Here is a 21,125-nt window from a genome sequence, read left to right as displayed (position 1 = left end):
GCCATGAGCCCTCGCTTTGATTTTTCTGCGTCGGCCGTGGCCGCGCTGGCCCTGGCCGATGCCACGCGTGCATTGCAGGAAGACGTCGCCGACGGCGACCTCACCGCCTCGCTGGTCGATCCCGACCGCCGCGCCCGTGCCCGCGTGCTCGCGCGCGAATCCGCCGTGCTGTGCGGCGCGCCCTGGGTCGAGGCCACGCTGCGGCAGCTCGATCCGCAGGCCCGCATCACCTGGCTGTGCGGCGAAGGCGAGCGCTGCGCCGCCGACCAGACCGTGCTGGAGATCGAAGGCGCCGCCCGCGCGCTGCTGACGGCCGAGCGCACCTCGTTGAATTTCCTGCAATTGCTGAGCGCCGTCGCCACCAAGACGGCTGTCTATTCCGATGCCATCAAAGGCACCCGCGCCCGCATCGTCGACACCCGCAAGACCCTGCCGGGCCTGCGCCTGGCGCAGAAGTACGCGGTGCGTACCGGCGGCGGCCTGAACCATCGCATCGGCCTGTACGACGCGGTGCTCATCAAGGAAAACCACATCGCCGCAGCCGGTGGTGTCGCTGCGGCCCTGCGCGCGGTGGCGCCGGTGGCCGGGCGCGCGGCTTTCGTCGAGGTCGAGGTCGAAACGCTCGCCCAGTTGCAAGAGGCGCTGGAAGCCGGCGCGCGCATGGTGCTGCTCGACAACATGGACCTGCCCACGCTGCGCGAGGCGGTTCGCATCAACGACGAAGCGGGCAATGACCGCAAGGCTGTGCTCGAAATTTCGGGCGGCGTCACACTCGACGGCCTGCGCGCCCTGGCCGAGACCGGTGTCGACCGCATCTCGGTCGGCGCGTTGACCAAGGACGTGAAGGCCATCGATTTCTCGATGCGCTTCCAGGAAGGCTGATCCACGCATGGCGTCCTCTCTCGTCATCGATGTTGACTACGAGCAGCCCGCAATGCTGCAGGGCGCTGTGTGCGACACGCGCCATGCCTGGGCCCGTGTCCCGCCCGAGCCGTTGCCGGACGAACGCATCGCGCTGAAGGAGCGCATTCGCCGCCTGCTGCGCGAGCGCAATGCGGTGATGGTGTCGCACTTCTACGTGCACCCCGATCTGCAGGACCTGGCCGAGGAAACCGGCGGCATCGTGAGCGATTCGCTTGAGATGGCGCGCTTCGGCCGCGACCATGCCGCGCAGACGCTGGTGGTGTCGGGCGTGCGTTTCATGGGCGAGACCTCGAAGATCCTCTCGCCTGAAAAGCGCGTGCTGATGCCCGATCTGGACGCCAATTGCTCGCTCGACCTGGGCTGCCCCGTCGACGAATTCAGCGCCTTCTGCGACCAGCACCCTGACCGCACCGTGGTGGTCTACGCCAACACCAGCGCGGCCGTGAAGGCGCGCGCCGACTGGCTGGTCACGTCGAGCTGCGCGCTCGACGTGGTGAACGCGCTGCACGCTGCCGGCCAGAAGATCCTCTGGGGCCCCGACCGCCACCTGGGCGACTACATCCAGCGCCAGACCGGCGCCGACATGGTGAGCTGGAACGGCGCCTGCATCGTGCATGACGAGTTCAAGGCGCTCGAACTTGAGTTGCTCATGAAAGAGCATCCGAAGGCGAAGGTGCTGGTGCATCCGGAATCGCCGTCCGACGTGATCGCGCTGGCCGATGCAGTGGGTTCCACCTCGGCCATCCTGAACGCGGCGCAGCGCATGGATGCCACTGAATTCATCGTCGCCACCGACAGCGGCATGTTGCACAAGCTGCGCACGCTGAACCCCGGCAAGACTTTCATCGAAGCGCCGACCGCTGGCAATGGCGGCACCTGCAAGAGCTGCGCGCATTGCCCTTGGATGGCGATGAATGGGCTGGTGGAGCTGGCGAATGCGTTGGAAACGGGCTCGGGCGAAATTCATGTCGACCCGGGGTTGGGCCTGCGGGCGCGTGTGCCGATCGATCGGATGCTTGCGTTCACGGCAGGCCTGAAGAACGGGCAGGCGCCCGGCAGTTTGATCGCCGGCATCGGCGCAGCCTGACCTTGTCTTGCTCCTTCCCCCTCTGGGGGAAGGTTGGGATGGGGGCGGGCAGAGCGCTCAATGGGTACGCCGCTTGCCCCCACCCCAGCCCTCCCCCGGGAGGGGAGGGAGCAAGACCTAGAAATCCACGGTGCAGGAATCGCCGAGCGCCTCGCGCCAGACCTTCACACGCGCCAGTGAAGCCCGCAGATCCGGCAACGCATCCGCAATGAACACACAGAGGTTTTCCAGCGTCGGCGGATGCAACCCCGCCACGTCGTCCAGCAGGTGATGGTCGAGCAGCTCGCGCACATCCTCCAGCCGCCGACGCAGCAATCCCAGGTCAATCACCATCCCCGTCACCGGATCGCGCTCCCCTGCGAGCCAGACTTCGGCGTGGTACGTGTGGCCGTGGATACGGCGGCTGCCTTCGACTTCGATCTCCCGCTTCAGCGTGTGAGCGGCATCGAAGAAAAAGCGTTGGCTGATGGTGAAGCGCATCGTCAAAAAAGAAACTCAAAAATAAAGGCTGTCACTCAGCGGATGCCAGTGATCTTGTGCGTCTGCACGCTGAGCCGCCATGCCGGCTGGCGCATGCACTCGGCAATGCACAGCTCGGTGTTCGCGACCCGGTCGGGCCCGTCCATGGGCTGCAAGAAACGGTGCGTGAACTCGCCGGTGCGCGCCATCGTGTCGAGGTCGAACGCGGTCTGCGGCCAGACCAGCTTCAGCTCTTGCCCGCGCTGCTGCACCCACGGTGCGCCGGCCTTGGGGCTGATGCACAGCCAGTCGATGCCTTCGGGCGCGACGACCGTGCCGTTGCTCTCGACCGCGATGCGAAAGCGCCGCGCGTGCAGCGCATCGACCAGCGCCGCATCGACCTGCAGCAGCGGCTCGCCGCCCGTCAGCACCACGAGCCGGTGCTCGGCGTCGCCGGCTGGCCATTGCGCAGCGACGGTGTCGGCGAGCAGATCGGCGTTCTTGAACTTGCCGCCCAGCGTGCCGTCGGTGCCCACGAAGTCGGTGTCGCAGAAACGGCAGACGGCACTGGCGCGGTCTTCCTCGCGGCCCGTCCAGAGGTTGCAGCCCGCAAAGCGGCAGAACACGGCCGGCATGCCCGCCTGGCCGCCTTCGCCTTGCAGGGTGTAGAAGATTTCCTTGACGCTGTAAGTCATGAGGCGGGAGAGTCGGTTTCCAGGTTGTCGATCAGACGCGTGCTGCCCAGCCGCGCCGCAGCCAGTGCCACCAGCGGCTCACCCGCCGACGGGGCCTGCAGGTCCGACCGGCGCCGCAGCACAAGATAGTCCGGTTGCCAGCCGCGCTGCGTCAGCGTTTGCATTGCCCGCGCTTCGATCGCGGCCAAATCGCGCTCGCCGGCCTGCACGGCCGCAGCCATCGCCTTCAGCGCTTTCGACAATTGCACGGCCTCTGCACGCTCTGTCTCGCTCAGGTAGCCGTTGCGCGACGACAGCGCCAGCCCGTCGTCGGCGCGGAAGGTCTCGCTGCCGACGATCTCGATGGGCAGCGCGAACTGCCGCACCATGTGGCGGATCATCATCAACTGCTGGTAGTCCTTCTTGCCGAACACGGCCACGCGCGGCTGCACGCATTGAAAGAGCTTCATCACCACCGTGCACACGCCGACGAAGAAGCCGGGCCGGAAGTGGCCTTCGAGGATGTCGGCCAGCGCCGGGTCCGGGTGCACCTTGCAGGTCTGCGGCTCGGGGTAGAGCGCTTTCTCGTCGGGCGCGAACAGCACGTCGCAGCCGGCGGCGCGCAGCTTCTCGCAGTCGCTGTCCCAGGTGCGCGGGTAGGTGTCGAAGTCTTCGTGCGGCAAAAACTGCAGGCGGTTGACGAAGATGCTCGCCACCGTCACGTCGCCCAGCGGCTTGGCCTGCTTCACCAGCGCCAGATGGCCTTCGTGCAGGTTGCCCATGGTCGGCACGAAGGCCGGGCGCTTGAAGGCCGCCAGATGGTCGCGCAGGTCGGCGATGGTGTGTGCGATGTACATGAACAGTCCTTACCAGGCGTGAAGTTGATCGTCGGGAAAGCTGCCGTCCTTCACCGCATGCACGTAGGTCTGAAGCGCCTGCGCGATGCTCGAAGAATCGGCCATGAAGTTGCGCACGAACTTCGGCATGCGGCCGAGGTTGATGCCCAGCATGTCGTGCAACACCAGCACCTGGCCGGCGGTGGCCTTGCCGGCACCGATGCCGATGGTGGCGCAGTGCGTCAGTTCGGTCGTGAGTTGGGCGGCCAGCGCGGCCGGCACCATCTCCAGCACGAGCATCGTCGCGCCCGCGTCCTGCAGGGCATGGGCCTGCTGCTTGAGCAGGGCGGCGGCTTCATCGCCCTTGCCCTGCACGCGGTAGCCGCCCAGCGCATGCACCGTCTGCGGCGTCAGGCCCAGGTGCGCGCACACGGGGATGCCGCGCTCGACCAGGAAGCGAACCGTCTCGGTGGTCCAGCCGCCGCCTTCGAGCTTGACCATGTGGGCGCCGGCCTGCATCAGCACCGTGGCGCTGCGCAGCGCCTGTTCGCGCGATTCCTGGTAGCTGCCGAAGGGCAGGTCGGCAATCAGCCAGGCTGTGCCCTGCACGCGGCGCAGGCCACGCGAGACGCTGTCAGTGTGATAGCGCATGGTGTCCAGGCTCACGCCCACGGTGCTGCTCAGGCCCTGGCAGACCATGCCGAGCGAATCGCCGACCAGCAGGCAGTCGATGCCCGCCGCATCGGCCATGGCCGCGAAGGTGGCGTCGTAGGCGGTCAGCATCGCGATCTTCTCGCCGCGCGCATGCATGTCGGCCAGGCGCGGCAGGCTGACCGGCTTGCGCGACGCGGGCGGTGAGGCCGGTGGCAGCGTGCCGTAGGGCGAGGCCGGCGGGGCGGTGTGGAGGGCGGTGGCTGTGGTGGTCGACATGGTTGGGTTTCTCCCTGCGGGCGTCGGTGGCCGGGCATCCTTGGGTGACAGAAGATGAAAGCGGGTGGGTCGTCAGCCGGCCGGCGGCACCAGGACGGTCGGTGCGGTGGGCTCGGCGAGCGAAGGGTAGTCGCGGCTGAAATGCAGCCCGCGGCTTTCGTGGCGTGCCTGGGCCGAGCGCACGATCAGCTCGGCCACCTGCACGAGGTTGCGCAACTCCAGCAGGTCGCGCGTGACGTGGAAGTTCGCATAGAACTCCTGGATCTCGGCCTGCAGCAGCGCGATGCGATGGCTCGCGCGCTCCAGCCGCTTGTTGGTGCGCACGATGCCCACGTAGTCCCACATGAAGCGGCGCAGCTCGTCCCAGTTATGCGAGATGACGACGGACTCGTCGGCGTCGGTGACGCGGCTGTCGTCCCAGGCCGGCAGCGCGGCGGTGCGATGCGCGGGCGCTTCGGCAATGGCCGTTGCCGCGGCGCGTGCGAACACCATGCACTCGACCAGCGAATTGCTGGCCAGCCGGTTGGCACCGTGCAGCCCGGTGCAGGCGGTTTCGCCGATGGCGTAGAGGCCCGGCACGTCGGTGCGGCCGCTCAGGTCGCTCAGCACACCGCCACAGGTGTAGTGCGCGGCCGGCACCACCGGAATCGGCTCGCGCGTGATGTCGATGCCCAGCTCGGCGCAGCGCGCCAGGATGTTGGGGAAGTGCTCTTGCAGGAACGCGGCGGGCTGGTGCGAGATGTCGAGGTACACGCAATCGAGCCCGTGCTTCTTCATCTCGAAGTCGATGGCGCGTGCCACCACGTCGCGCGGCGCGAGTTCGGCGCGCTCGTCATGCTTGGGCATGAAGCGCGTGCCGTCGGGCAACTTCAGCAGGCCGCCTTCGCCGCGCACCGCTTCGCTGATCAGGAAGGACTTGGCATGCGGGTGGTAAAGGCAGGTCGGGTGGAACTGGATGAACTCCATGTTCGACACCCGGCAGCCGGCGCGCCAGGCTGCGGCAATGCCGTCGCCGGTGGCCGTGTCGGGATTCGTTGTGTACAGGTACACCTTGCCCGCGCCGCCCGTCGCCAGGATGGTGTGCGGCGCGCGGAAGCTCAGCACCTCGTCGGTGGCGTCGTCCAGCGCATAGAGGCCCACGCAGGCCGGGTCGTTCAGGCCGAGCTTGGTGCCGGTGACCAGGTCGACCAGCGTGTGGTGCTCGAACAGCGTGATGTTCGGCGTGCGGCGCACCCGCTCGATCAGCACCTGCTGCACGGCCGCGCCGGTGGCGTCGGTCACGTGCACGATGCGGCGCTGGCTGTGGCCGCCTTCGCGTGTCAGGTGCAGGCCGCCGCCTTCTTCGGAAAAGGGCACGCCCAGCTCGCGCAGCCAGCCGATGGCTTCGGGTGCGTGCTCGACCACGAAGCGCGTGGCCTCGGGGTCGCACAGGCCGGCGCCGGCCACCAGCGTGTCTTCGACATGCGCGTCGAAGCTGTCGCCCGCCGCCAGCACCGCGGCAATGCCGCCCTGCGCCCAGGCGCTGGAGCCGTCGTTCAGCGCGCGCTTGGTCAGCACGGCCACGCGGTGCGTGGGGGCCAGCAGCAGCGCGGCGGAGAGGCCAGCGAGGCCGCTGCCGACGATGAGGACGTCGAAGTCGTGCACGGCGGAATTCTCGAAGTAGGGAGGGGGTCAGGCCGGCGAGTAGGCCAGCCGCACGTAGATGGGGGCGAAGGCTTCGGCCTGGGTGATGTCGATCAGCGTTTCCTTCGCCAGCTCGAGCATCGCGATGAAGGTGACGATCAGCACCGGCGCGCCGCGCGACACGTCGAACAGCTTCTCGAATTCGACGAAGCGCTGCCCCTGCAGGTGGCGCAGCACGATGCTCATGTGCTCGCGCACGTTGAGCTCTTCGCGCGAGATCTTGTGGTGCTGCACGAGCTTGGCGCGCTTCATGATGTCGGCCCACGCGTCGCGCAGCTCGATCACGTCCACATCGGGAAAGCGCGGCTTGAGCGATTGCTCGATGTAGACCTGCCCCTTCCAGAAGTCGCGGCCGTAGGTCGGCAGGGCGCTGATGGCGGCGGCCTGCAGCTTGGTCTGCTCGTACTCCATCAGGCGGCGAACCAGTTCGGCGCGCGGGTCTTCGGCCTCTTCGCCGTCGGCCACCTTCTTGGGCGGCAGCAGCATGCGCGACTTGATCTCGATCAGCATCGCGGCCATCAGCAGGTACTCGGCCGCGAGTTCGAGGTTCGTTTGGCGGATTTCGTCGACGTAGCTCAGGTACTGCCGCGTGAGCCCCGCCATCGGGATGTCGAGGATGTTGAAGTTCTGCTTGCGGATCAGGTAGAGCAGCAAGTCCAGCGGGCCTTCGAAGGCCTCCAGGAACACCTGCAACGCCTCGGGCGGGATGTACAGGTCCTTCGGCATCGCGAACAGCGGCTCGCCATAGAGCCTCGCGAGCGCGACCTGGTCGACCACATCGGGCATGGCGACCACCAGCCTGCCGTTGTCCTCGTCGCTGCTCATCGAATGATCACTATCTTTTTAATAGCGGCATGCGCAATGCGGACGGGCGTCAGATGCCGATTCGGCATTGCCGGATTACTTGGCCTGGGTCTGGTAGACGTACGGCTGCATCGGCACGCGGGCTTCGCTGTATTCCTCCAGCAGGCCGCGGTCGAGGTTCTTGTCCCACAGCAGGGCGCGGCCGGCGCGCTGTTCGGCTTCCAGCGTCGGCTTCTTTTCTTTCATCTCCTCGATGAAATTGGTGATCTCGGAAGAGTAGTGGGGGCGGTTGAAGATGGACATAGACTGAACCTTTATGGCGCGAATTTTACCGGGGACGGCATGAGGCAACGGCGACTGTGGCAGATCGGCATGGCAACGGGGCTTTTGGCGGTGGTGATCGGCCTCGCAGGCTGCGACCGCAAGAACATCAGCGAGCTTGAAGAAGGCGTGTCGACCGAGGCCGATGTGCGCGCCCGGTTCGGCGAACCCGAGAACGTCTGGGACGCCCCGAACAGGGGCCGCGTGTTCGAGTACAACCGCCAGCCCCAGGGCCAGAAGAACTACATGATCACCATCGGCGCTGACGGCAAGATGAGCGCGCTGCGACAGGTGCTCACGCCCGAGAACTTCGCCAAAGTGCAGCCCGGCATGCCGATGGAAGAACTGCGCAAGCTGCTCGGCAAGCCTGCCAAGGTCACGCCCTATGCGCTCAAGCGCGAGACCGAATGGGAATGGCGCTGGGTGCAGCCGCCGAATTCACCAATGGTGTTCACTGCCACGCTGAACGACGACCAGCGCGTGCTGCGCAGCGGCTCCTCGCCCGATCGCGGCACCGAAGCGCCTTAGCTTTCTTCCGCTGGCGGCGCTCCCGGCCGGCCGGCCACCAGCTCCGCCGCGAAGCCCGAGCGCTCGATCACCTCGCGCGGCTGCGGTTGCAGCGACTCCACGCGCAGCAGCCCGTCGCGCGCCAGCACCGCCCGGTGCAACTGCCGCAACGCATCGATCCCCGTGGCATCCAGGTAGATCAGGTGCGTGGCGTCCAGCACCACCGTCATGCCGCGCGGCGCGCGCTCGGCCGCGTTCACCGCCTCGTCGAGCTTGGCGGCCGCACCGAAGAACAGCGCGCCGTAGATCCGGTAGGTCAGCACCGGCGGCTGCAGCGTCACCAGCTCGACGCTGAAGAGGCCGCTCATGCGCCGGATGAACAGCGCGCACGCCAGCACGATGCCCACCTGCACCGCCACCGTCAGGTCGAACACGACCGTCAGGAAGAAGGTGCCCAGCATCAGCAGCCGGTAGTGCCGGCTGAAGTGGCGCAACTGGCCCGGCGTGAATTCGCGCCACTCGCCCATGTTCAGCCCCACGAACACCAGGATGCCCGCCAGCACCGCCAGCGGCACATGGCGCGCGAGCGGCGCCGCCAGCAGCACCACGACCAGCAGCGTGATCGCATGCACGATGCCCGCGATCGGTGAATTGCCGCCCGAGCGGATGTTGGTCACCGTGCGCGCGATGGTGCCGGTGGCCGGCATGCCGCCGAAGAAGGGTGTGACGATGTTCGCGATGCCTTGTGCCATCAGCTCCTGGTTCGGGTCGTGGCGCGGCTGGCCGCTGATCTGGTCCGCCACGCGCGCGCACAGCCGCGACTCGATGGCGCCGAGCAGCGCGATGGTCAGCGTCGGCGTCACGAGCTGCTTGACCGTCTCCCATGAGAAGTCGGGCAGCGCAAAGGCCGGCACGCCTTCGGGAATGCCGCCGAAGCGCGTGCCGATGGTTTCCACCGGCAGCTCGAAGCCGTAGGACACCAGCGTGAGCGTGACCAGCGCGACGATCGGCCCCGGCAGGCGCGCACCCGCCTGCACCGCGCGGGAGCGCGCCACCCGGCCCACCACGCGATGCACCGCATGGCCCACCTTCGACTCGACGCGCAGCAGCAGCGGCCACACCAGCAGGCCGGCCACGCACACCACCCCGAGCGCGAAGGCATAGGGGTTGAAGGTGCCGATCTGCAGTGCCATTGCATGCAGTTGCGAGAACACGTCCGCCGGCATCTTCGCCACCGACAGCCCCAGCAGGTCCTTCAACTGCGACAGCAGGATCAGCACCGCAATGCCGTTGGTGAAGCCCACCACGATCGACAGCGGCACGAAGCGCACCAGCCGCCCCAGCCCGAACAGCCCCGCCATGAACAGCAGCACACCCGCGCAGGCGGTCGAGATCAGCAGGTTCGCCACGCCATAGCGCTCGACGATGCCGTAGACGATCACGATGAAGGCGCCGGCCGGCCCGCCGATCTGCACTGCCGAGCCGCCCAGCAGCGAGATCAGGAAGCCCGCGATGATCGCCGTCCAGATGCCCGCCTCGGGCTTCAGCCCCGACGCGATGGCAAAGGCCATCGCCAGCGGCAGCGCCACGATGCCGACTGTGGCGCCCGCACCCAGGTCCTTGAAAAAGCGTTCGCGGTTGTAACCGGCAAGCGCGTCCATCAGGCGTGGACGGAAGCGGGTGATGTTCAACGGCGATTGCATGGGCGGTCATTGTGGCCTGCGCGCCCCGAGGGCCCTCTCAGCAACCCTTCATGCGAACTTTCGATCAACTTATCCGAAACGGAAGATCCAGATACATTTTTGACATTAATTGACATTTAGACACCAACATTACCAAGGGCGTCCCGATGCACATCCTGCTTGTCGCAAGCGCGTTCAACAGCCTGACGCAACGGGTTCTGGCCGAACTCCAGGACCGCGGCCACACCGTCGGCGTGGAACTGGCCCTGGGCAATGACGACGCCCTGCGCGAAGCCGTCCGCCGGCATTCGCCCCAGCTCATCGTGGCGCCGATGCTGACCACCGCGATCCCCGAGGACGTCTGGACCGCCCACACCTGCCTGATCGTCCACCCCGGCCCACCGGGCGACCGGGGCCCGTCGTCGCTCGACTGGACGCTGCAGGGCGGCGTGGAAAGCTGGGGCGTGACGGTGCTCGAAGCCGTCGCCGAAATGGACGCGGGCGATGTCTGGGCCTGGTCGCCGCTGAAGGTGCCGCCGCTGGCCGGCAAGAGCGACCTTTATCGCGGCGAGGTGGCCGATGCCGCCATCGACGCGGTGCTGCTGGCCGTGGAACGCTTCGCCTCCGGCAAATACAAGCCCAAGCGGCAGAAGGCCGCGGACCTTGCCACCGGCTGGCGCCCGTTCATGAAGCAGGCCGAACGCCGCATCGACTGGGCCACGCAATCGACCGAATCGGTGCTGCGCCAGTTGCGCGCAGCCGATTCGCAACCCGGCGTGCTCGACGAACTGCTCGGCGAGAAGTGGTACCTGCACGGCGGCCACCCCGAGGATGAATTGCGCGGCGTGCCCGGTGCACTGATTGCCTGCCGTGCCGGCGCCATCTGCCGTGCGACCGTCGATGGCGCGGTGTGGATCTCGCAACTGCGCCCCTGGCGCGAGCCCGGTTCGGCGCTTCCCAGCTACAAGCTGTCGGCCGTCGAGGCGCTCGGTGACCTGCTTCCCTTCGAGGTGCCCGAAGTGCCGGTACCGCTGCAATTGCCCGCCGACCGGCGTACCTGGACCGACATCCGCTACAGCGAGAACGGCGCGGTCGGCGTGCTGAACTTTTCATTCCCCGGTGGCGCGATGAGCACCGTGCAATGCCGGCGCCTGCTGGAGGCCTACCGCTTCGCGAAGACGCGCCCGACCTCGGTGCTGGTGCTGGGCGGCATGCGCGATTTCTTCTCCAACGGCATCCATCTCAACGTGATCGAGGCGGCCGACGATCCGGCCGAGGAATCGTGGGCCAACATCCACGCGATGAACGACCTGGTCGAAGCGGTGCTCACCACCACCGACCGGCTCACCGTGTCCGCACTGGGCGGCAATGCGGCCGCGGGCGGCGTGATGCTCGCGCTGGCGGCGGACGAGGTCTGGTGCCGCGATGGCGCCGTGCTCAACCCGCACTACACGCTGATGGGCCTGCACGGCTCCGAATACTGGACCTACACCCTGCCGCGCCGCGTGGGCGAGAGCGAGGCGCAGCGCCTCATCCAATCGGCTTTGCCCGTGAGCGCGAAGCGAGCTGTCGAACTCGGCATGGCCGAACGTGTGCTGCAAGCCGCACCGGAAGAACTGGGCGATGAAGTGGCCCGGCTGGCCGCGCAACTGGCCGCCTCACCCGACCTGGCCGCGCGCATCGAGAAAAAGAAAGCGGCGCGAGCGCAGGGCGAATCAGCGAAGCCGCTGCAGCAATACCGCGATGAAGAACTGGCGCACATGCGCCGCAATTTCTTCGACGCGAGCGAGCCGCATCGCGCGTTGCGATCCGCCTTCGTGCGCAAGGAAAAGGCGCTGCACACGCCGCCGCACGTCGCCCGGCTGGGCTTGGCGGACTGAGCCTCTGCTGGGTGGCTTACTGGCTGTCGGGAATCACCGCATCGGCCGCGGCACCCACGGCCTTGCCGGTGATGCGCACGGTGCCGATGGCCGCGTCGGCTGCCAGCCCGACGGCGCTGGCACCCACGCTCACCGCAGTGCCCGCCACACTCACCACTGCGCAGCCGCCGAGCGTTGCCACCGCAAGCGACAGGATCGCGATCAACAGCAGGGGCGAGCGGCGCTGCATGGCGTAACGCTCAGCGAACCCGCATGCCCGGTGTTGCACCTGGCCACGGTTCGAGCACGTGAATGCCCGGATTGGCTTTCTCGTCGCCATGGCTCGCGGCCAGCACCATGCCCTCGCTCACGCCGAACTTCATCTTGCGCGGCGCGAGGTTGGCGACCAGCACCGTGAGCTTGCCCACGAGTTGTTCCGGCTGGTAGGCCGAGGCGATGCCGCTGAACACGTTGCGGGTCTTGCCCTCGCCGGCATCCAGCGTCAGGCGCAGCAGCTTGGTCGAGCCTTCGACCTTCTCGCAATTCACGATCTTCGCGATGCGCAGATCGATCTTCACGAAGTCGTCGATGGTGATGGTGGGCGCGATGGCTTCGCCGCCCGGCAGTTCCTGTGCTTCCACGACGACCGGCGCGGCAGCGGCAGGCTCGGGCGCATCGAACAGCTTGTCGACCACCTTGGCATCGGCACGCTGCATCAGGTGCTTGTAGTCGCCGATGGCGTGGCCGGCGGGCAGCGCCTGTGCGGCGTCGCCCCAGACGAGCGGTGAAATCTTCAGGAAGGCTTCGACATTCACCGCCAGAGCCGGCAGCACCGGCTTCAGGTACAGCGTAAGCAGGCGGAAGGCTTCGATACACACCGTGCACACGTCGTGCAGGCGGGCCTCGGCGCCTTCCTTCTTGGCCAGCTCCCAGGGCTTGTTCTGGTCGACGTATTCGTTCACCTTGTCGGCCAGCGCCATCACCTCGCGCAGCGCACGGGCGTAGTCGCGGCCGTCGTACAGCGAATGGATCTGGGTTGCCGCGTCGCGCAGCGCGAACAGCAGTGCGTCGCCGTCGGCCGACACTTCGCCCAGTTGGCCACCGAAGCGCTTGCCGATAAACCCCGCCGCACGGCTGGCGATGTTGATGTACTTGCCCACGAGGTCGCTGTTGACGCGCGCGACGAAGTCCTCGGGGTTGAAGTCGATGTCCTCGTTGCGGCCGTTGAGCTTGGCTGCGATGTAGTAGCGCAGCCATTCGGGATCGAGCCCGATCGACAGGTACTTGAGCGGGTCGATGCCGGTGCCGCGGCTCTTGCTCATCTTCTCGCCGCTCACTGTCAGGTGCCCGTGCACGTAGATGGCATCGGGCGCCTTGCGGCCGCTGAAGTGCAGCATCGCGGGCCAGAACAGCGTGTGGAAGGTGATGATGTCCTTGCCGATGAAGTGCACCTGCTCCAGGTCGGGGTCGGCCATGTACTCGGTGTACGAGATGCCGTCGCCGCCCAGTTCGATGCAGCGCTTGTCGAGCAGGTTTTTCAGCGAGGCGAGGTAGCCCACGGGTGCGTCGAGCCACACGTAGAAGTACTTGCCCGGCGCATCGGGAATCTCGATGCCGAAGTAGGGCGCGTCGCGGCTGATGTCCCAGTCGCCCAGGCCGCCCTTGCCTTCATCGTCCTTGTAGAGCCATTCGCGGATCTTGTTCTGCACCTCGGACTGCACGTGGCCGAGCGTGGCGGTCCATTCCTTCAGGAAGGCCTCGCAGCGCGGGTCCGACAGCTTGAAGAAGAAATGCTCCGAACTGCGCAGCTCGGGCTTGGCGCCCGACAGGGCCGAGTAGGGGTTGATCAGCTCGGTGGGCGCGTACACGGCACCGCACACCTCGCAGTTGTCGCCGTACTGGTCCTTCGAGTGGCAGTTGGGGCACTCGCCCTTGATGAAGCGGTCGGCCAGGAACATGCCCTTTTCAGGGTCGTAGAACTGCTCGACGCTCTTGGTGGCAATCAGGCCGTTGGCGCGCAGGTCGCGGTAGATGTCCTGCGCGAGCTGGTGGTTCTCGGGCGCATCGGTCGAGTGCCAGTTGTCGAACGAGATGTAGTAGCCGTCGAGGTAGGGCTTGCGGCCCGCCGCGATCTCGGCCACGAAGGACTGCGGCGTCACACCGGCCTTGTCGGCCGCGATCGTGATGGCCGCGCCGTGCGCGTCGTCGGCGCAGACGAAGTTGACGTCGGCGCCATTCATTCGCTGGTTCCGCACCCAGATGTCGGCCTGGATGTATTCCATCATGTGGCCGATATGGAACTTGCCGTTGGCATACGGCAGGGCGGTGGTAACGAAGAGCTTGCGCGGGGCGGACATCGGGGAGGGCGCTTTCGGGAGTGACGGACTTGCGGGAACCGGGCATTTTAGGTGGCGGCGTCCGTCTGCGTGTTTGCTGGCAGCATCACCCCATGCCGCACGCCATCGACCTCCATGCCTACGTCGTCGGATTTGCCACGTCGCCCCTGGCGCGATGGGGTGCCTGTCTTCCCTGGGAACTGCCGATGCAGGCGAATGCGATCGTGCGCGAATTGCTGGCGGCGCTGCCCGCCGGCGAATACGCCATCGAAGGCGACATTGCCATCCATCGCAGCGCCCGCATCGAGCCCGGCGCCGTGCTCAAGGGGCCGCTGATCCTCGGCGCCGGCTGTTTCGTGGCCACGGGCGCTTACCTGCGCGGCGGCAACTGGGTCGATGCAAACTGCAGCATCGGGCCGGGCGTCGAGCTGAAGTCGTCTTTCGTGTTCGCGGGCACGGCGCTCGCGCATTTCAACTTCGTGGGCGATTCGGTGCTGGGCGCCGGCGTCAACCTCGAAGCCGGCAGCATCGTCTGCAACCACCGCAACGAGCGCGCCGACAAGAACATCCGCGTGCGAAGCGGCGAGGGCGGCACGTTGCAGCCCTCGGGCTGCGAGAAGTTCGGTGCGCTGATGGGCGACGGCGTGCGCATCGGCGCCAATGCGGTCGTCGCGCCTGGCGCGCTGCTTGCGCCGGGGTATGTCGTGGGCCGCGCGACGCTGCTCGACCAGGAGCAAGACGCCCAAGGGGCCCGGGCCGGCAACGCCACACCATGAACCACGCACTTCCTCAACCATGACCCTTTGGAGCGACCCTGAAGCTCGTTGGGTAGCGGAGGGCGGCGTTATTCTCCAGCCTTCGCGCCGAACCGGCCGCGACACCTCATCTACCTCACAAGGGCGCTTCCATGACCACCCCCATCCCCGCAACCCTGATTCCCGGCGACGGCATCGGCCCTGAAATCGTCGACGCCACCCTGGCCGCGCTCGACGCGCTGAAGGCGCCCTTCGTGTGGGACCGCCAGATCGCCGGCCTCGGCGGCGTGGTGGCTGCGGGTGATCCGCTGCCCGTTGCCACGCTGGACAGCATCCGCCGCACCCGCCTGGCCCTGAAGGGCCCGCTGGAGACGCCATCGGGCGGCGGCTACCGCTCGTCGAACGTGCGGCTGCGCGAAGAGTTCCAGCTTTACGCCAACCTGCGCCCCGCGCTCACCATCATTCCCGGCGGCCGCTTCGACAAGATCGACCTCGTGGTCGTGCGCGAAAACCTCGAAGGCCTCTACATCGGCCACGAGCACTATGTGCCCATCGATGGCGATCCGCACGCCGTGGCCATGGCCACCGGCATCAACACGCGCCAGGGCAGCCGCCGCCTGCTCGACTACGCCTTCCAGACGGCCGTGGACACGGGCCGCAAGAAGGTCACGATCGTGCACAAGGCCAACATCATGAAGGCGCTCACGGGCATCTTCCTGGAGACCGGCCTGGACCTCTACGAGAAGAAGTACAAAGGCAAGTTCGAGCTCGACACGGTCATCATCGACGCCTGCGCGATGAAGCTGGTGCTCAATCCCTGGCAGTTCGACATGCTGGTCACGACCAACCTGTTCGGCGACATCCTGTCCGACCTCGTGGCCGGATTGGTCGGCGGCCTGGGCATGGCGCCCGGCGCCAACATCGGCGCCGATGCCGCGATCTTCGAGGCGGTGCACGGCTCCGCGCCCGACATCGCCGGCAAGGGCATTGCCAACCCCACCGCGCTGCTGCTGGCCGCCGCGCTCATGCTCGACCATGTCAAGCTGCCCGAGCTGGCCACGCGCCTGCGCAAGGCCATCGACGAGACGCTGAACATCGACAAGGTCCGTACCGGTGACCTGGGCGGCACGGCGGGCACGGCGGCTTTCACCAAGGCGCTGGTCAGCCGCATCGCGGGCGGTTGATACGCGGGGCGCAGGGCTCGCACACGCTTCATGAAAAAGCTGCTGCTCGCGCTGGCCGTTCTCTTCGCGAGCTTTTCGTCCGCTGCGGCGGACCCGCGCTACACAGTGGTAAAGGTTGACCTTCGCACCGAGAAGCTCGAGCTGTTCCTGAACGACGACACCGGCGTCGCGTTCAAGCGCTTCGACCGGCTCGACGCCTGGCTGAAGGCGCAGCACCGGCAGCTCGGCTTTGCCATGAACGCCGGCATGTACCACGCGGACTTCGCGCCGGTCGGCCTGCTGGTGCGCGATGGCCGCGAAGAGGCGCCGCTCAACCTGGACAGCGGCGCCGGCAACTTCTTCCTCAAGCCCAATGGCGTGTTCCTGGTGTCGGACGCAGGCCCGCGCGTGGTCGAGTCGTCGGAATACCCGGCGCTGGCCAAGGGCGTGCGGCTGGCCACGCAATCGGGGCCGCTGCTGCTGCGCCATGGCGTGCTGCATCCCGCGCTCATCCCGCATTCGGACTCGCGCAAGATCCGCAACGGCGTGGGCGTGTCGGGCCATGTGGCGGTCTTCGTCATCAGCGAGACGCCGGTGAATTTCCACGAGTTCGCGCTCTACTTCCGCGACGTGCTCCATTGCCGCGATGCCCTGTACCTCGACGGCACCGTCTCGGCCCTGCGTTCGCCCGCGTTGCACCGCAGCGATTTCGTGCGCGAGCTGGGACCGATACTGGCCGTGGTGTCGCCTTGAACCCGTCAAGCCCTCACCAGCCTCTTTGCGTTTTCACTTTCGATCGTCGTTGAGCCATGTCTACACCGCTGCCCATCCTGTCCCTTCTCGAAACCCGTGTCCTCGGCGTGCTGGCGGAAAAGCAGCGCACCGTGCCCGACAGCTACCCGCTCACGCTCAACTCGCTGGTGTCGGGTTGCAACCAGAAGACCAGCCGCAACCCCGTGCTCGAACTCACTGAGTCGCAGGTGCAGGCCGCCATCGACAGCCTGAAGGGCTACAGCCTTGTCGCGGAAACCAGCGGCGGGCGCGCGTTTCGCTATGAGCACAACACCGACCGGGTGCTGCGCATCCCGTCGCAGTCGGTCATCCTGCTCACGGTACTGATGCTGCGCGGGCCACAGACGGCGGGCGAACTGCGCATCGCCTGCGACCGCATGCACAACTTCGCCGACATCTCGTCGGTCGAAGGCTTCCTCGAAGAGCTTGCGGAGCGACCGGCCGGTGCGCTGGTGGTGAAGCTGGCCCGCCTGCCCGGCGCGCGCGAAAGTCGTTGGGCACATCTGCTCAGCGGTGCACCGGCGGAGGAAATCGCGGGCCCGGGGGGCGCGTCGTCATCCGATGGGTCCTATGCGGCGCACGATGTGTCGCTCGGCGAAGTGGCTGCGCTCAAGGCCAACGTGGCGCGGCTCGAAGCCGAGCTTGCAACGCTGAAGGCGCTCGTTGGACGTGTGTGTTCGGAGCTGGGGATTTCTGAAGCGGGCTGAAATGGGGTCGAGGGTGGCGATTTGCCAGGTGGGCGCACGCTGGGGTATCTTGCGCGGCACATGAAACCTCCGCTCTCGTTCATCCTCACTTGCATGGCGGCATTGATCGCGGTGGGCGTCACTCTCATCGTGGTTTCGCTGGGTATTGCCGCGTTGCTTCCCCGGGGTCATCGTGCTGCGGATCAGCTTCGGGCATTTGCGGCACGGGTGCCGCTGTTCATGTTCGGTGGCATCGCGCGGCTGGACGTCCTGATATTCGGCGGCGTCGTGCTGTTGGTGCCGGTCGTGCTGCTTTTCAAGTTCCTTTCGTAAGCGATGCCTGACAGCGCGGTTTTGAGCGAAGCGCGTGCGGATGCCTTCATTCGCGACGGATTCCTGCGTATCGACAACGCTTTTCCTCGCGAACTGGCCGATCAGGCCCTGGCGATCCTGTGGCGCGATACCGGCTGCAACCCCGACGAGCCGTCGACATGGACGCGGCCGGTCGTTCGCCTCGGCATGTACCCGCAGCCGCCCTTTGTCGATGCCGCCAACACACCGCTTCTGCACCACGCCTTCGACTTGCTGGTCGGCGCCGGGCGGTGGCAGCCGTGCAGCAGCATGGGGACCTTTCCCGTACGCTTTCCTTCGGACGAAGACCCGGGCGATGCCGGCTGGCACATCGACGTGAGCTTCGGGCTGGAGAACCCCGACTTCATGGCATGGAGGGCCAACATCCATTCAAAAGGCCGGGCGCTGCTGATGTTGTTCCTGTTCTCGGATGTGGGCGAAGACGACGCGCCGACGCGCATCCGTGCCGGTTCCCATTTCGACATCGCGAGGATGCTCGCTCCCGCTGGCGAGGAAGGCCGCTCACTGGGGGAGCTGGCGCGCAACGGTTTTGCCGAATCGGTTGGGCGGCCCGAGGTGTTGGCGACGGGGCTCGCTGGCACGGTCTACCTCTGCCACCCGTTTCTCGTGCACTCGGCTCAGCCGCATCGCGGCACGCAGCCCCGCTTCATGGCCCAGCCGCCGCTGCTCCCCATGGGGTCGTTCGACCCGGGCCGTGCGGTGTCCATGCGCAGTCCGGTCGAAGCGGCGATTCAGCAGGCGCTCGTGCAACAGACGTGAACATCGGCGCGCGGCACTTCACACAGGCTTCACGCTGACCGCACGCGCGATCCCTAAGGTCGGACCCCATTGCAGACATCACCAATGGAGCACTGGCCATGGACAACGGACACATCGCAGCGTGGCGCGACCACATGCCCTTCGACGACATCACTCGGCGTGCGCTCGCGGGGCTGGCCGCATTGGCTGGGATCGCGAGTCTCTATGCGCTTTTCTGGTGGGCCGCGTCGGCCACCGGGTTCTTCCTGTTCGATGGTTACCTCAACACTTGGCGCGGCCTGGGCACGGCGCTCGCGTTCCGGGACATGGACACGGTGTATTACCTGTCGAGCTGGGTCTTCTCGGTGTTCGGCGGGCTGTTCGGCTGGGCCGCGCTGACCGGCTTCGCCCTGGCGCACCGGCGCGGGTGGGACGCGGTGCCGTCCTGGATCAAGCTCGGCTGCGCGGTGGGCGCGGCGGCCGGACTGGCCTTCGAGCCCGGCCGTCTGCTGGCACTGGCGCCCATCGTCTGCGGGATGACGCTGCTGCTGCGATCGATGCTGATGCCGGCAGGTGCCGGTCTTTCTGCGCAAGGCCGTTAAGGCTGCGGACAGTCAGCCCGCAGGTGCGAAGCGCCGGTACACCCGCACCACCAGCCCCGCGCCCAGATTGAGCGCAAGGGCCCACAGCGCCTGCCCCGGAATCACGAAGCTCAGGGCCATCGTGAGCAGGCATGAAGCCAGCAGCACCAGCAGCGACACGCGCCGGTCCAGCCAGTGCGCGTCGCGCACGGGATCGGGCAGCAGCGACATCAGCAGGAACGCGGTCAGCGCAACGACGCCGATGTTGGCGGCGTAGATCACGGTCGCTGCAATGTGCGACGTGAAGCGCCCCATCAGCACCGTCGAGAACGGGATCAGCGTGACGAACAGCAGGTAGACAAGGCTCCACTTGGCGTAGCCCTCACCCACCATCTCGCCCCGCGAGCGGGCCTTGATGAGCGACAGCCAACTGGCGCCCAGCACATAGAAGCTCAGCAGGTACGGCAGGAACTTGGGGCTCAATGCCCACAGGGCGCGCAGCAGCGACATCTCGTCCGGGCCCACGGCGGTGTCGTCGGGGATGCGCAGGTCCAGCACGAGGATCGTCATGCCCACGGCGAAGATGCCATCGGTCAGCGCGTCGAGACGGTTCTTGGGGTGCATTGCGATGGATCTTTGGTCGTTACCCGGGCGCACGCAAAAACGTTGCGTTGTGGAGGCTGATTTTGCGCGCCCGTACCGCCGCATTGTCCATAGCATCGCGTCATGACACACCTTGACGAACCCTTGCGTGACCAGCTCACCGGCTGGCGGCGGCAACTGCACGCCATGCCCGAGACTGGCTTCGAGGAGGCGAAGACCTCGGCCTTCGTGATCGGTGTGCTGAAAGCGCTGGGGCTTGAAGTGCACACGGGTATCGGAGGCACCGGGCTGGTGGCAAACCTGAAGGTCGGCCAGGGCAAGGGCGTGATCGGCCTGCGCGCCGAGATGGATGCGCTGAACATCACCGAGGTGGCGGCCGGACGCGCCTACGCCTCGGGCACGCCCGGCAAGATGCACGCCTGCGGCCACGACGGCCACATGACGATCATCCTCGGCGCGGCGCAACTGCTGCGCGAGCGCCGCGACTTCGACGGCACCGTGCGCTTCATCTTCCAGCCCGCCGAAGAGCATGGCCGCGGCGCCAGGGCGATGATCGACGACGGCCTGTTCGAGCGCTTTCCGGTCGACGAAATCTACGGCCTGCACAACATGCCCGGCCTGCGCGCCGGCACGATCGCCACGCGCGTGGGCGGCCTGATGGCGAGCGAGGACAACTTCGTCATTCACATCAAGGGCCGGGGCACGCACGCCGCGCGGCCGCACATGGGCATCGACCCCATCGTCATCGGCGCGCAGATCGTGCTGGCGCTGCAGACCATCGTGTCGCGCACGCTCGACCCCGGCGCGCAGGCGGTGGTTTCGTGCACGGAGTTCATCACCGACGGCATCCGCAATGCGATCCCGTCGAACGTCGTCATCAAGGGCGACACGCGCAGCTACGACGCCGGGGTGCAGAAGATGCTGGCCACGCGCATGCGCGAGATCAGCGAAGGCATCTGCCGCACGCACGGCGCCGAGTGCGACTTCAGCTACACGCATGAGTTCGCGCCCACCGTGAACTGGGCCGAGTGCGTGCCGACGGCGGTGGCTGCCGCGACGGCCATCGTGGGCGCCGGGAACGTCGATGCCGACGTGGCACCGGTGATGGCGTCCGAAGACTTCGGCGTGTTCCTGAAGACCGTGCCGGGCGCTTTCGTGTTCCTGGGCAACGGGGCCGAGGGCGAGCCCGGCGGCACGCCGCTGCACAACGGCAGCTACGACTTCAACGACGCAGTGCTTGCGACAGGCGCGCGCTACTTCGCGGAAATCGTCCGGTTGCGCCTGGGAGCGACGCGCACGAGCGCGCAGGCCGTTTCAGTGGGCTGAAGGCTGC

23 protein-coding genes are annotated in these 21,125 nt (G+C 67.0%); 12 read left to right on the top strand and 11 right to left on the bottom strand.

The window, feature by feature from the left end; all coding sequences use genetic code 11:
* The first annotated feature begins 3 nt into the window (after positions 1-3).
* A complete protein-coding gene (gene nadC, locus H7F35_RS04745) occupies positions 4-882 on the top strand; it encodes a carboxylating nicotinate-nucleotide diphosphorylase (RefSeq protein WP_187111810.1) in 879 nt (292 codons plus the stop codon).
* Positions 883-889: 7 nt separating this feature from the next.
* A complete protein-coding gene (gene nadA / locus H7F35_RS04740) occupies positions 890-2,011 on the top strand; it encodes a quinolinate synthase NadA (protein WP_187111809.1) in 1,122 nt (373 codons plus the stop codon).
* Between the two features lie 117 nt (positions 2,012-2,128).
* Here nadA and H7F35_RS04735 read toward each other — a convergent pair whose 3' ends face one another.
* The 7 genes from H7F35_RS04735 to H7F35_RS04705 all read right to left on the bottom strand — a co-directional run bounded on the left by H7F35_RS04735 (position 2,129) and on the right by H7F35_RS04705 (position 7,700).
* Positions 2,129-2,491: a 6-carboxytetrahydropterin synthase gene (locus tag H7F35_RS04735; RefSeq protein ID WP_187111808.1), complete on the bottom strand. Its 363-nt coding sequence runs from the start codon at positions 2,489-2,491 to the stop codon at positions 2,129-2,131.
* 35 nt (positions 2,492-2,526) lie between these two features.
* Complete coding sequence (gene queE / locus H7F35_RS04730) at positions 2,527-3,165, bottom strand: 7-carboxy-7-deazaguanine synthase (RefSeq protein WP_187111807.1); 639 nt, start codon at positions 3,163-3,165, stop codon at positions 2,527-2,529.
* Complete coding sequence (panC, locus tag H7F35_RS04725) at positions 3,162-4,001, bottom strand: pantoate--beta-alanine ligase (protein WP_187111806.1); 840 nt, start codon at positions 3,999-4,001, stop codon at positions 3,162-3,164. The genes queE and panC overlap by 4 nt, the downstream gene beginning before the upstream one ends.
* 9 nt (positions 4,002-4,010) lie before the next feature.
* Positions 4,011-4,910, bottom strand: coding sequence for a 3-methyl-2-oxobutanoate hydroxymethyltransferase (panB, locus tag H7F35_RS04720; protein WP_187111805.1), 900 nt, complete (start codon positions 4,908-4,910; stop codon positions 4,011-4,013).
* 72 nt (positions 4,911-4,982) lie between these two features.
* Positions 4,983-6,554 carry an L-aspartate oxidase gene (gene nadB, locus H7F35_RS04715; protein WP_187111804.1) on the bottom strand — a complete coding sequence of 524 codons (1,572 nt, stop codon included), beginning with the start codon at positions 6,552-6,554 and terminating at the stop codon, positions 4,983-4,985.
* Between the two features lie 27 nt (positions 6,555-6,581).
* Complete coding sequence (locus tag H7F35_RS04710) at positions 6,582-7,418, bottom strand: segregation and condensation protein A (protein ID WP_187111803.1); 837 nt, start codon at positions 7,416-7,418, stop codon at positions 6,582-6,584.
* A 75-nt stretch (positions 7,419-7,493) separates the two neighbouring features.
* Positions 7,494-7,700, bottom strand: coding sequence for a DUF3460 family protein (locus H7F35_RS04705; protein WP_187111802.1), 207 nt, complete (start codon positions 7,698-7,700; stop codon positions 7,494-7,496).
* 69 nt (positions 7,701-7,769) lie between these two features.
* Here H7F35_RS04705 and H7F35_RS04700 point away from each other — a divergent pair, with 69 nt between their 5' ends.
* On the top strand, positions 7,770-8,246 hold the full coding sequence (locus tag H7F35_RS04700) for an outer membrane protein assembly factor BamE (protein ID WP_187114142.1): 477 nt from the start codon (positions 7,770-7,772) through the stop codon (positions 8,244-8,246).
* Here H7F35_RS04700 and H7F35_RS04695 read toward each other — a convergent pair.
* Positions 8,243-9,928 carry a SulP family inorganic anion transporter gene (locus H7F35_RS04695; protein ID WP_187111801.1) on the bottom strand — a complete coding sequence of 562 codons (1,686 nt, stop codon included), beginning with the start codon at positions 9,926-9,928 and terminating at the stop codon, positions 8,243-8,245. The two genes, H7F35_RS04700 and H7F35_RS04695, sit on opposite strands and share 4 nt — an antisense overlap.
* Before the next feature lie 146 nt (positions 9,929-10,074).
* Here H7F35_RS04695 and H7F35_RS04690 point away from each other — a divergent pair, with 146 nt between their 5' ends.
* Complete coding sequence (locus tag H7F35_RS04690) at positions 10,075-11,787, top strand: enoyl-CoA hydratase-related protein (protein WP_187111800.1); 1,713 nt, start codon at positions 10,075-10,077, stop codon at positions 11,785-11,787.
* Positions 11,788-11,803: 16 nt separating this feature from the next.
* Here the strand turns inward: H7F35_RS04690 and H7F35_RS04685 are convergent, their stop codons facing one another.
* Positions 11,804-12,016, bottom strand: coding sequence for a hypothetical protein (locus tag H7F35_RS04685; RefSeq protein ID WP_187111799.1), 213 nt, complete (start codon positions 12,014-12,016; stop codon positions 11,804-11,806).
* A 10-nt stretch (positions 12,017-12,026) separates the two neighbouring features.
* On the bottom strand, positions 12,027-14,123 hold the full coding sequence (metG, locus tag H7F35_RS04680) for a methionine--tRNA ligase (protein WP_187111798.1): 2,097 nt from the start codon (positions 14,121-14,123) through the stop codon (positions 12,027-12,029).
* A 92-nt stretch (positions 14,124-14,215) separates the two neighbouring features.
* Between metG and H7F35_RS04675 the strand changes: the two genes are divergently transcribed.
* The 7 genes from H7F35_RS04675 (at position 14,216) to H7F35_RS04645 (ending at position 19,210) form a co-directional block, all read left to right on the top strand.
* Positions 14,216-14,878, top strand: a complete 663-nt coding sequence (locus H7F35_RS04675) for an LpxA family transferase (RefSeq protein WP_187111797.1) — start codon at positions 14,216-14,218, stop codon at positions 14,876-14,878.
* A 131-nt stretch (positions 14,879-15,009) separates the two neighbouring features.
* Positions 15,010-16,041: an isocitrate/isopropylmalate dehydrogenase family protein gene (locus H7F35_RS04670; protein ID WP_187111796.1), complete on the top strand. Its 1,032-nt coding sequence runs from the start codon at positions 15,010-15,012 to the stop codon at positions 16,039-16,041.
* A gap of 30 nt (positions 16,042-16,071) precedes the next feature.
* Positions 16,072-16,773: a phosphodiester glycosidase family protein gene (locus H7F35_RS04665; RefSeq protein WP_187111795.1), complete on the top strand. Its 702-nt coding sequence runs from the start codon at positions 16,072-16,074 to the stop codon at positions 16,771-16,773.
* A gap of 56 nt (positions 16,774-16,829) precedes the next feature.
* Positions 16,830-17,519 (top strand): YceH family protein, encoded by a 690-nt coding sequence (locus tag H7F35_RS04660; RefSeq protein ID WP_187111794.1) that lies wholly within the window; start codon positions 16,830-16,832, stop codon positions 17,517-17,519.
* A 60-nt stretch (positions 17,520-17,579) separates the two neighbouring features.
* On the top strand, positions 17,580-17,831 hold the full coding sequence (locus H7F35_RS04655) for a hypothetical protein (RefSeq protein ID WP_187111793.1): 252 nt from the start codon (positions 17,580-17,582) through the stop codon (positions 17,829-17,831).
* A 3-nt stretch (positions 17,832-17,834) separates the two neighbouring features.
* On the top strand, positions 17,835-18,629 hold the full coding sequence (locus H7F35_RS04650) for a phytanoyl-CoA dioxygenase family protein (RefSeq protein ID WP_187111792.1): 795 nt from the start codon (positions 17,835-17,837) through the stop codon (positions 18,627-18,629).
* 98 nt (positions 18,630-18,727) lie between these two features.
* Positions 18,728-19,210 carry a hypothetical protein gene (locus tag H7F35_RS04645; RefSeq protein WP_187111791.1) on the top strand — a complete coding sequence of 161 codons (483 nt, stop codon included), beginning with the start codon at positions 18,728-18,730 and terminating at the stop codon, positions 19,208-19,210.
* Between the two features lie 12 nt (positions 19,211-19,222).
* On the opposite strand, the gene H7F35_RS04640 is transcribed toward H7F35_RS04645, so the two are convergent.
* On the bottom strand, positions 19,223-19,813 hold the full coding sequence (locus H7F35_RS04640; RefSeq protein WP_187111790.1) for a TMEM175 family protein: 591 nt from the start codon (positions 19,811-19,813) through the stop codon (positions 19,223-19,225).
* A gap of 102 nt (positions 19,814-19,915) precedes the next feature.
* Here H7F35_RS04640 and H7F35_RS04635 point away from each other — a divergent pair, with 102 nt between their 5' ends.
* Positions 19,916-21,118 (top strand): M20 aminoacylase family protein, encoded by a 1,203-nt coding sequence (locus H7F35_RS04635; RefSeq protein WP_187111789.1) that lies wholly within the window; start codon positions 19,916-19,918, stop codon positions 21,116-21,118.
* Positions 21,119-21,125: the final 7 nt, after the last annotated feature.

Origin of the sequence: Variovorax sp. PAMC26660, assembly GCF_014302995.1 — a bacterium.
Taxonomy (GTDB): domain Bacteria; phylum Pseudomonadota; class Gammaproteobacteria; order Burkholderiales; family Burkholderiaceae_C; genus Variovorax.
Note: the sequence above shows the minus strand (reverse complement) of the source record. Positions and strands in the feature narration are given on the sequence as shown.

Excerpts from the sequence above, each read along its gene's own strand:
- nadA (WP_187111809.1), top strand. The coding sequence starts at position 890 with ATGGCGTCCTCTCTCGTCATCGATGTTGACTACGAGCAGCCCGCAATG.
- H7F35_RS04635 (WP_187111789.1), top strand. The coding sequence starts at position 19,916 with ATGACACACCTTGACGAACCCTTGCGTGACCAGCTCACCGGCTGGCGG.
- H7F35_RS04645 (WP_187111791.1), top strand. The coding sequence starts at position 18,728 with ATGGACAACGGACACATCGCAGCGTGGCGCGACCACATGCCCTTCGAC.
- H7F35_RS04650 (WP_187111792.1), top strand. The coding sequence starts at position 17,835 with ATGCCTGACAGCGCGGTTTTGAGCGAAGCGCGTGCGGATGCCTTCATT.
- nadC (WP_187111810.1), top strand. The coding sequence starts at position 4 with ATGAGCCCTCGCTTTGATTTTTCTGCGTCGGCCGTGGCCGCGCTGGCC.
- H7F35_RS04735 (WP_187111808.1), bottom strand. The coding sequence starts at position 2,491 with ATGCGCTTCACCATCAGCCAACGCTTTTTCTTCGATGCCGCTCACACG.
- H7F35_RS04700 (WP_187114142.1), top strand. The coding sequence starts at position 7,770 with ATGGCAACGGGGCTTTTGGCGGTGGTGATCGGCCTCGCAGGCTGCGAC.
- H7F35_RS04660 (WP_187111794.1), top strand. The coding sequence starts at position 16,830 with ATGTCTACACCGCTGCCCATCCTGTCCCTTCTCGAAACCCGTGTCCTC.
- H7F35_RS04685 (WP_187111799.1), bottom strand. The coding sequence starts at position 12,016 with ATGCAGCGCCGCTCGCCCCTGCTGTTGATCGCGATCCTGTCGCTTGCG.
- H7F35_RS04655 (WP_187111793.1), top strand. The coding sequence starts at position 17,580 with ATGAAACCTCCGCTCTCGTTCATCCTCACTTGCATGGCGGCATTGATC.
- H7F35_RS04710 (WP_187111803.1), bottom strand. The coding sequence starts at position 7,418 with ATGAGCAGCGACGAGGACAACGGCAGGCTGGTGGTCGCCATGCCCGAT.
- H7F35_RS04665 (WP_187111795.1), top strand. The coding sequence starts at position 16,072 with ATGAAAAAGCTGCTGCTCGCGCTGGCCGTTCTCTTCGCGAGCTTTTCG.
- panB (WP_187111805.1), bottom strand. The coding sequence starts at position 4,910 with ATGTCGACCACCACAGCCACCGCCCTCCACACCGCCCCGCCGGCCTCG.
- metG (WP_187111798.1), bottom strand. The coding sequence starts at position 14,123 with ATGTCCGCCCCGCGCAAGCTCTTCGTTACCACCGCCCTGCCGTATGCC.
- panC (WP_187111806.1), bottom strand. The coding sequence starts at position 4,001 with ATGTACATCGCACACACCATCGCCGACCTGCGCGACCATCTGGCGGCC.
- H7F35_RS04640 (WP_187111790.1), bottom strand. The coding sequence starts at position 19,813 with ATGCACCCCAAGAACCGTCTCGACGCGCTGACCGATGGCATCTTCGCC.
- H7F35_RS04705 (WP_187111802.1), bottom strand. The coding sequence starts at position 7,700 with ATGTCCATCTTCAACCGCCCCCACTACTCTTCCGAGATCACCAATTTC.
- H7F35_RS04695 (WP_187111801.1), bottom strand. The coding sequence starts at position 9,928 with ATGCAATCGCCGTTGAACATCACCCGCTTCCGTCCACGCCTGATGGAC.
- H7F35_RS04670 (WP_187111796.1), top strand. The coding sequence starts at position 15,010 with ATGACCACCCCCATCCCCGCAACCCTGATTCCCGGCGACGGCATCGGC.
- queE (WP_187111807.1), bottom strand. The coding sequence starts at position 3,165 with ATGACTTACAGCGTCAAGGAAATCTTCTACACCCTGCAAGGCGAAGGC.
- H7F35_RS04690 (WP_187111800.1), top strand. The coding sequence starts at position 10,075 with ATGCACATCCTGCTTGTCGCAAGCGCGTTCAACAGCCTGACGCAACGG.
- H7F35_RS04675 (WP_187111797.1), top strand. The coding sequence starts at position 14,216 with ATGCCGCACGCCATCGACCTCCATGCCTACGTCGTCGGATTTGCCACG.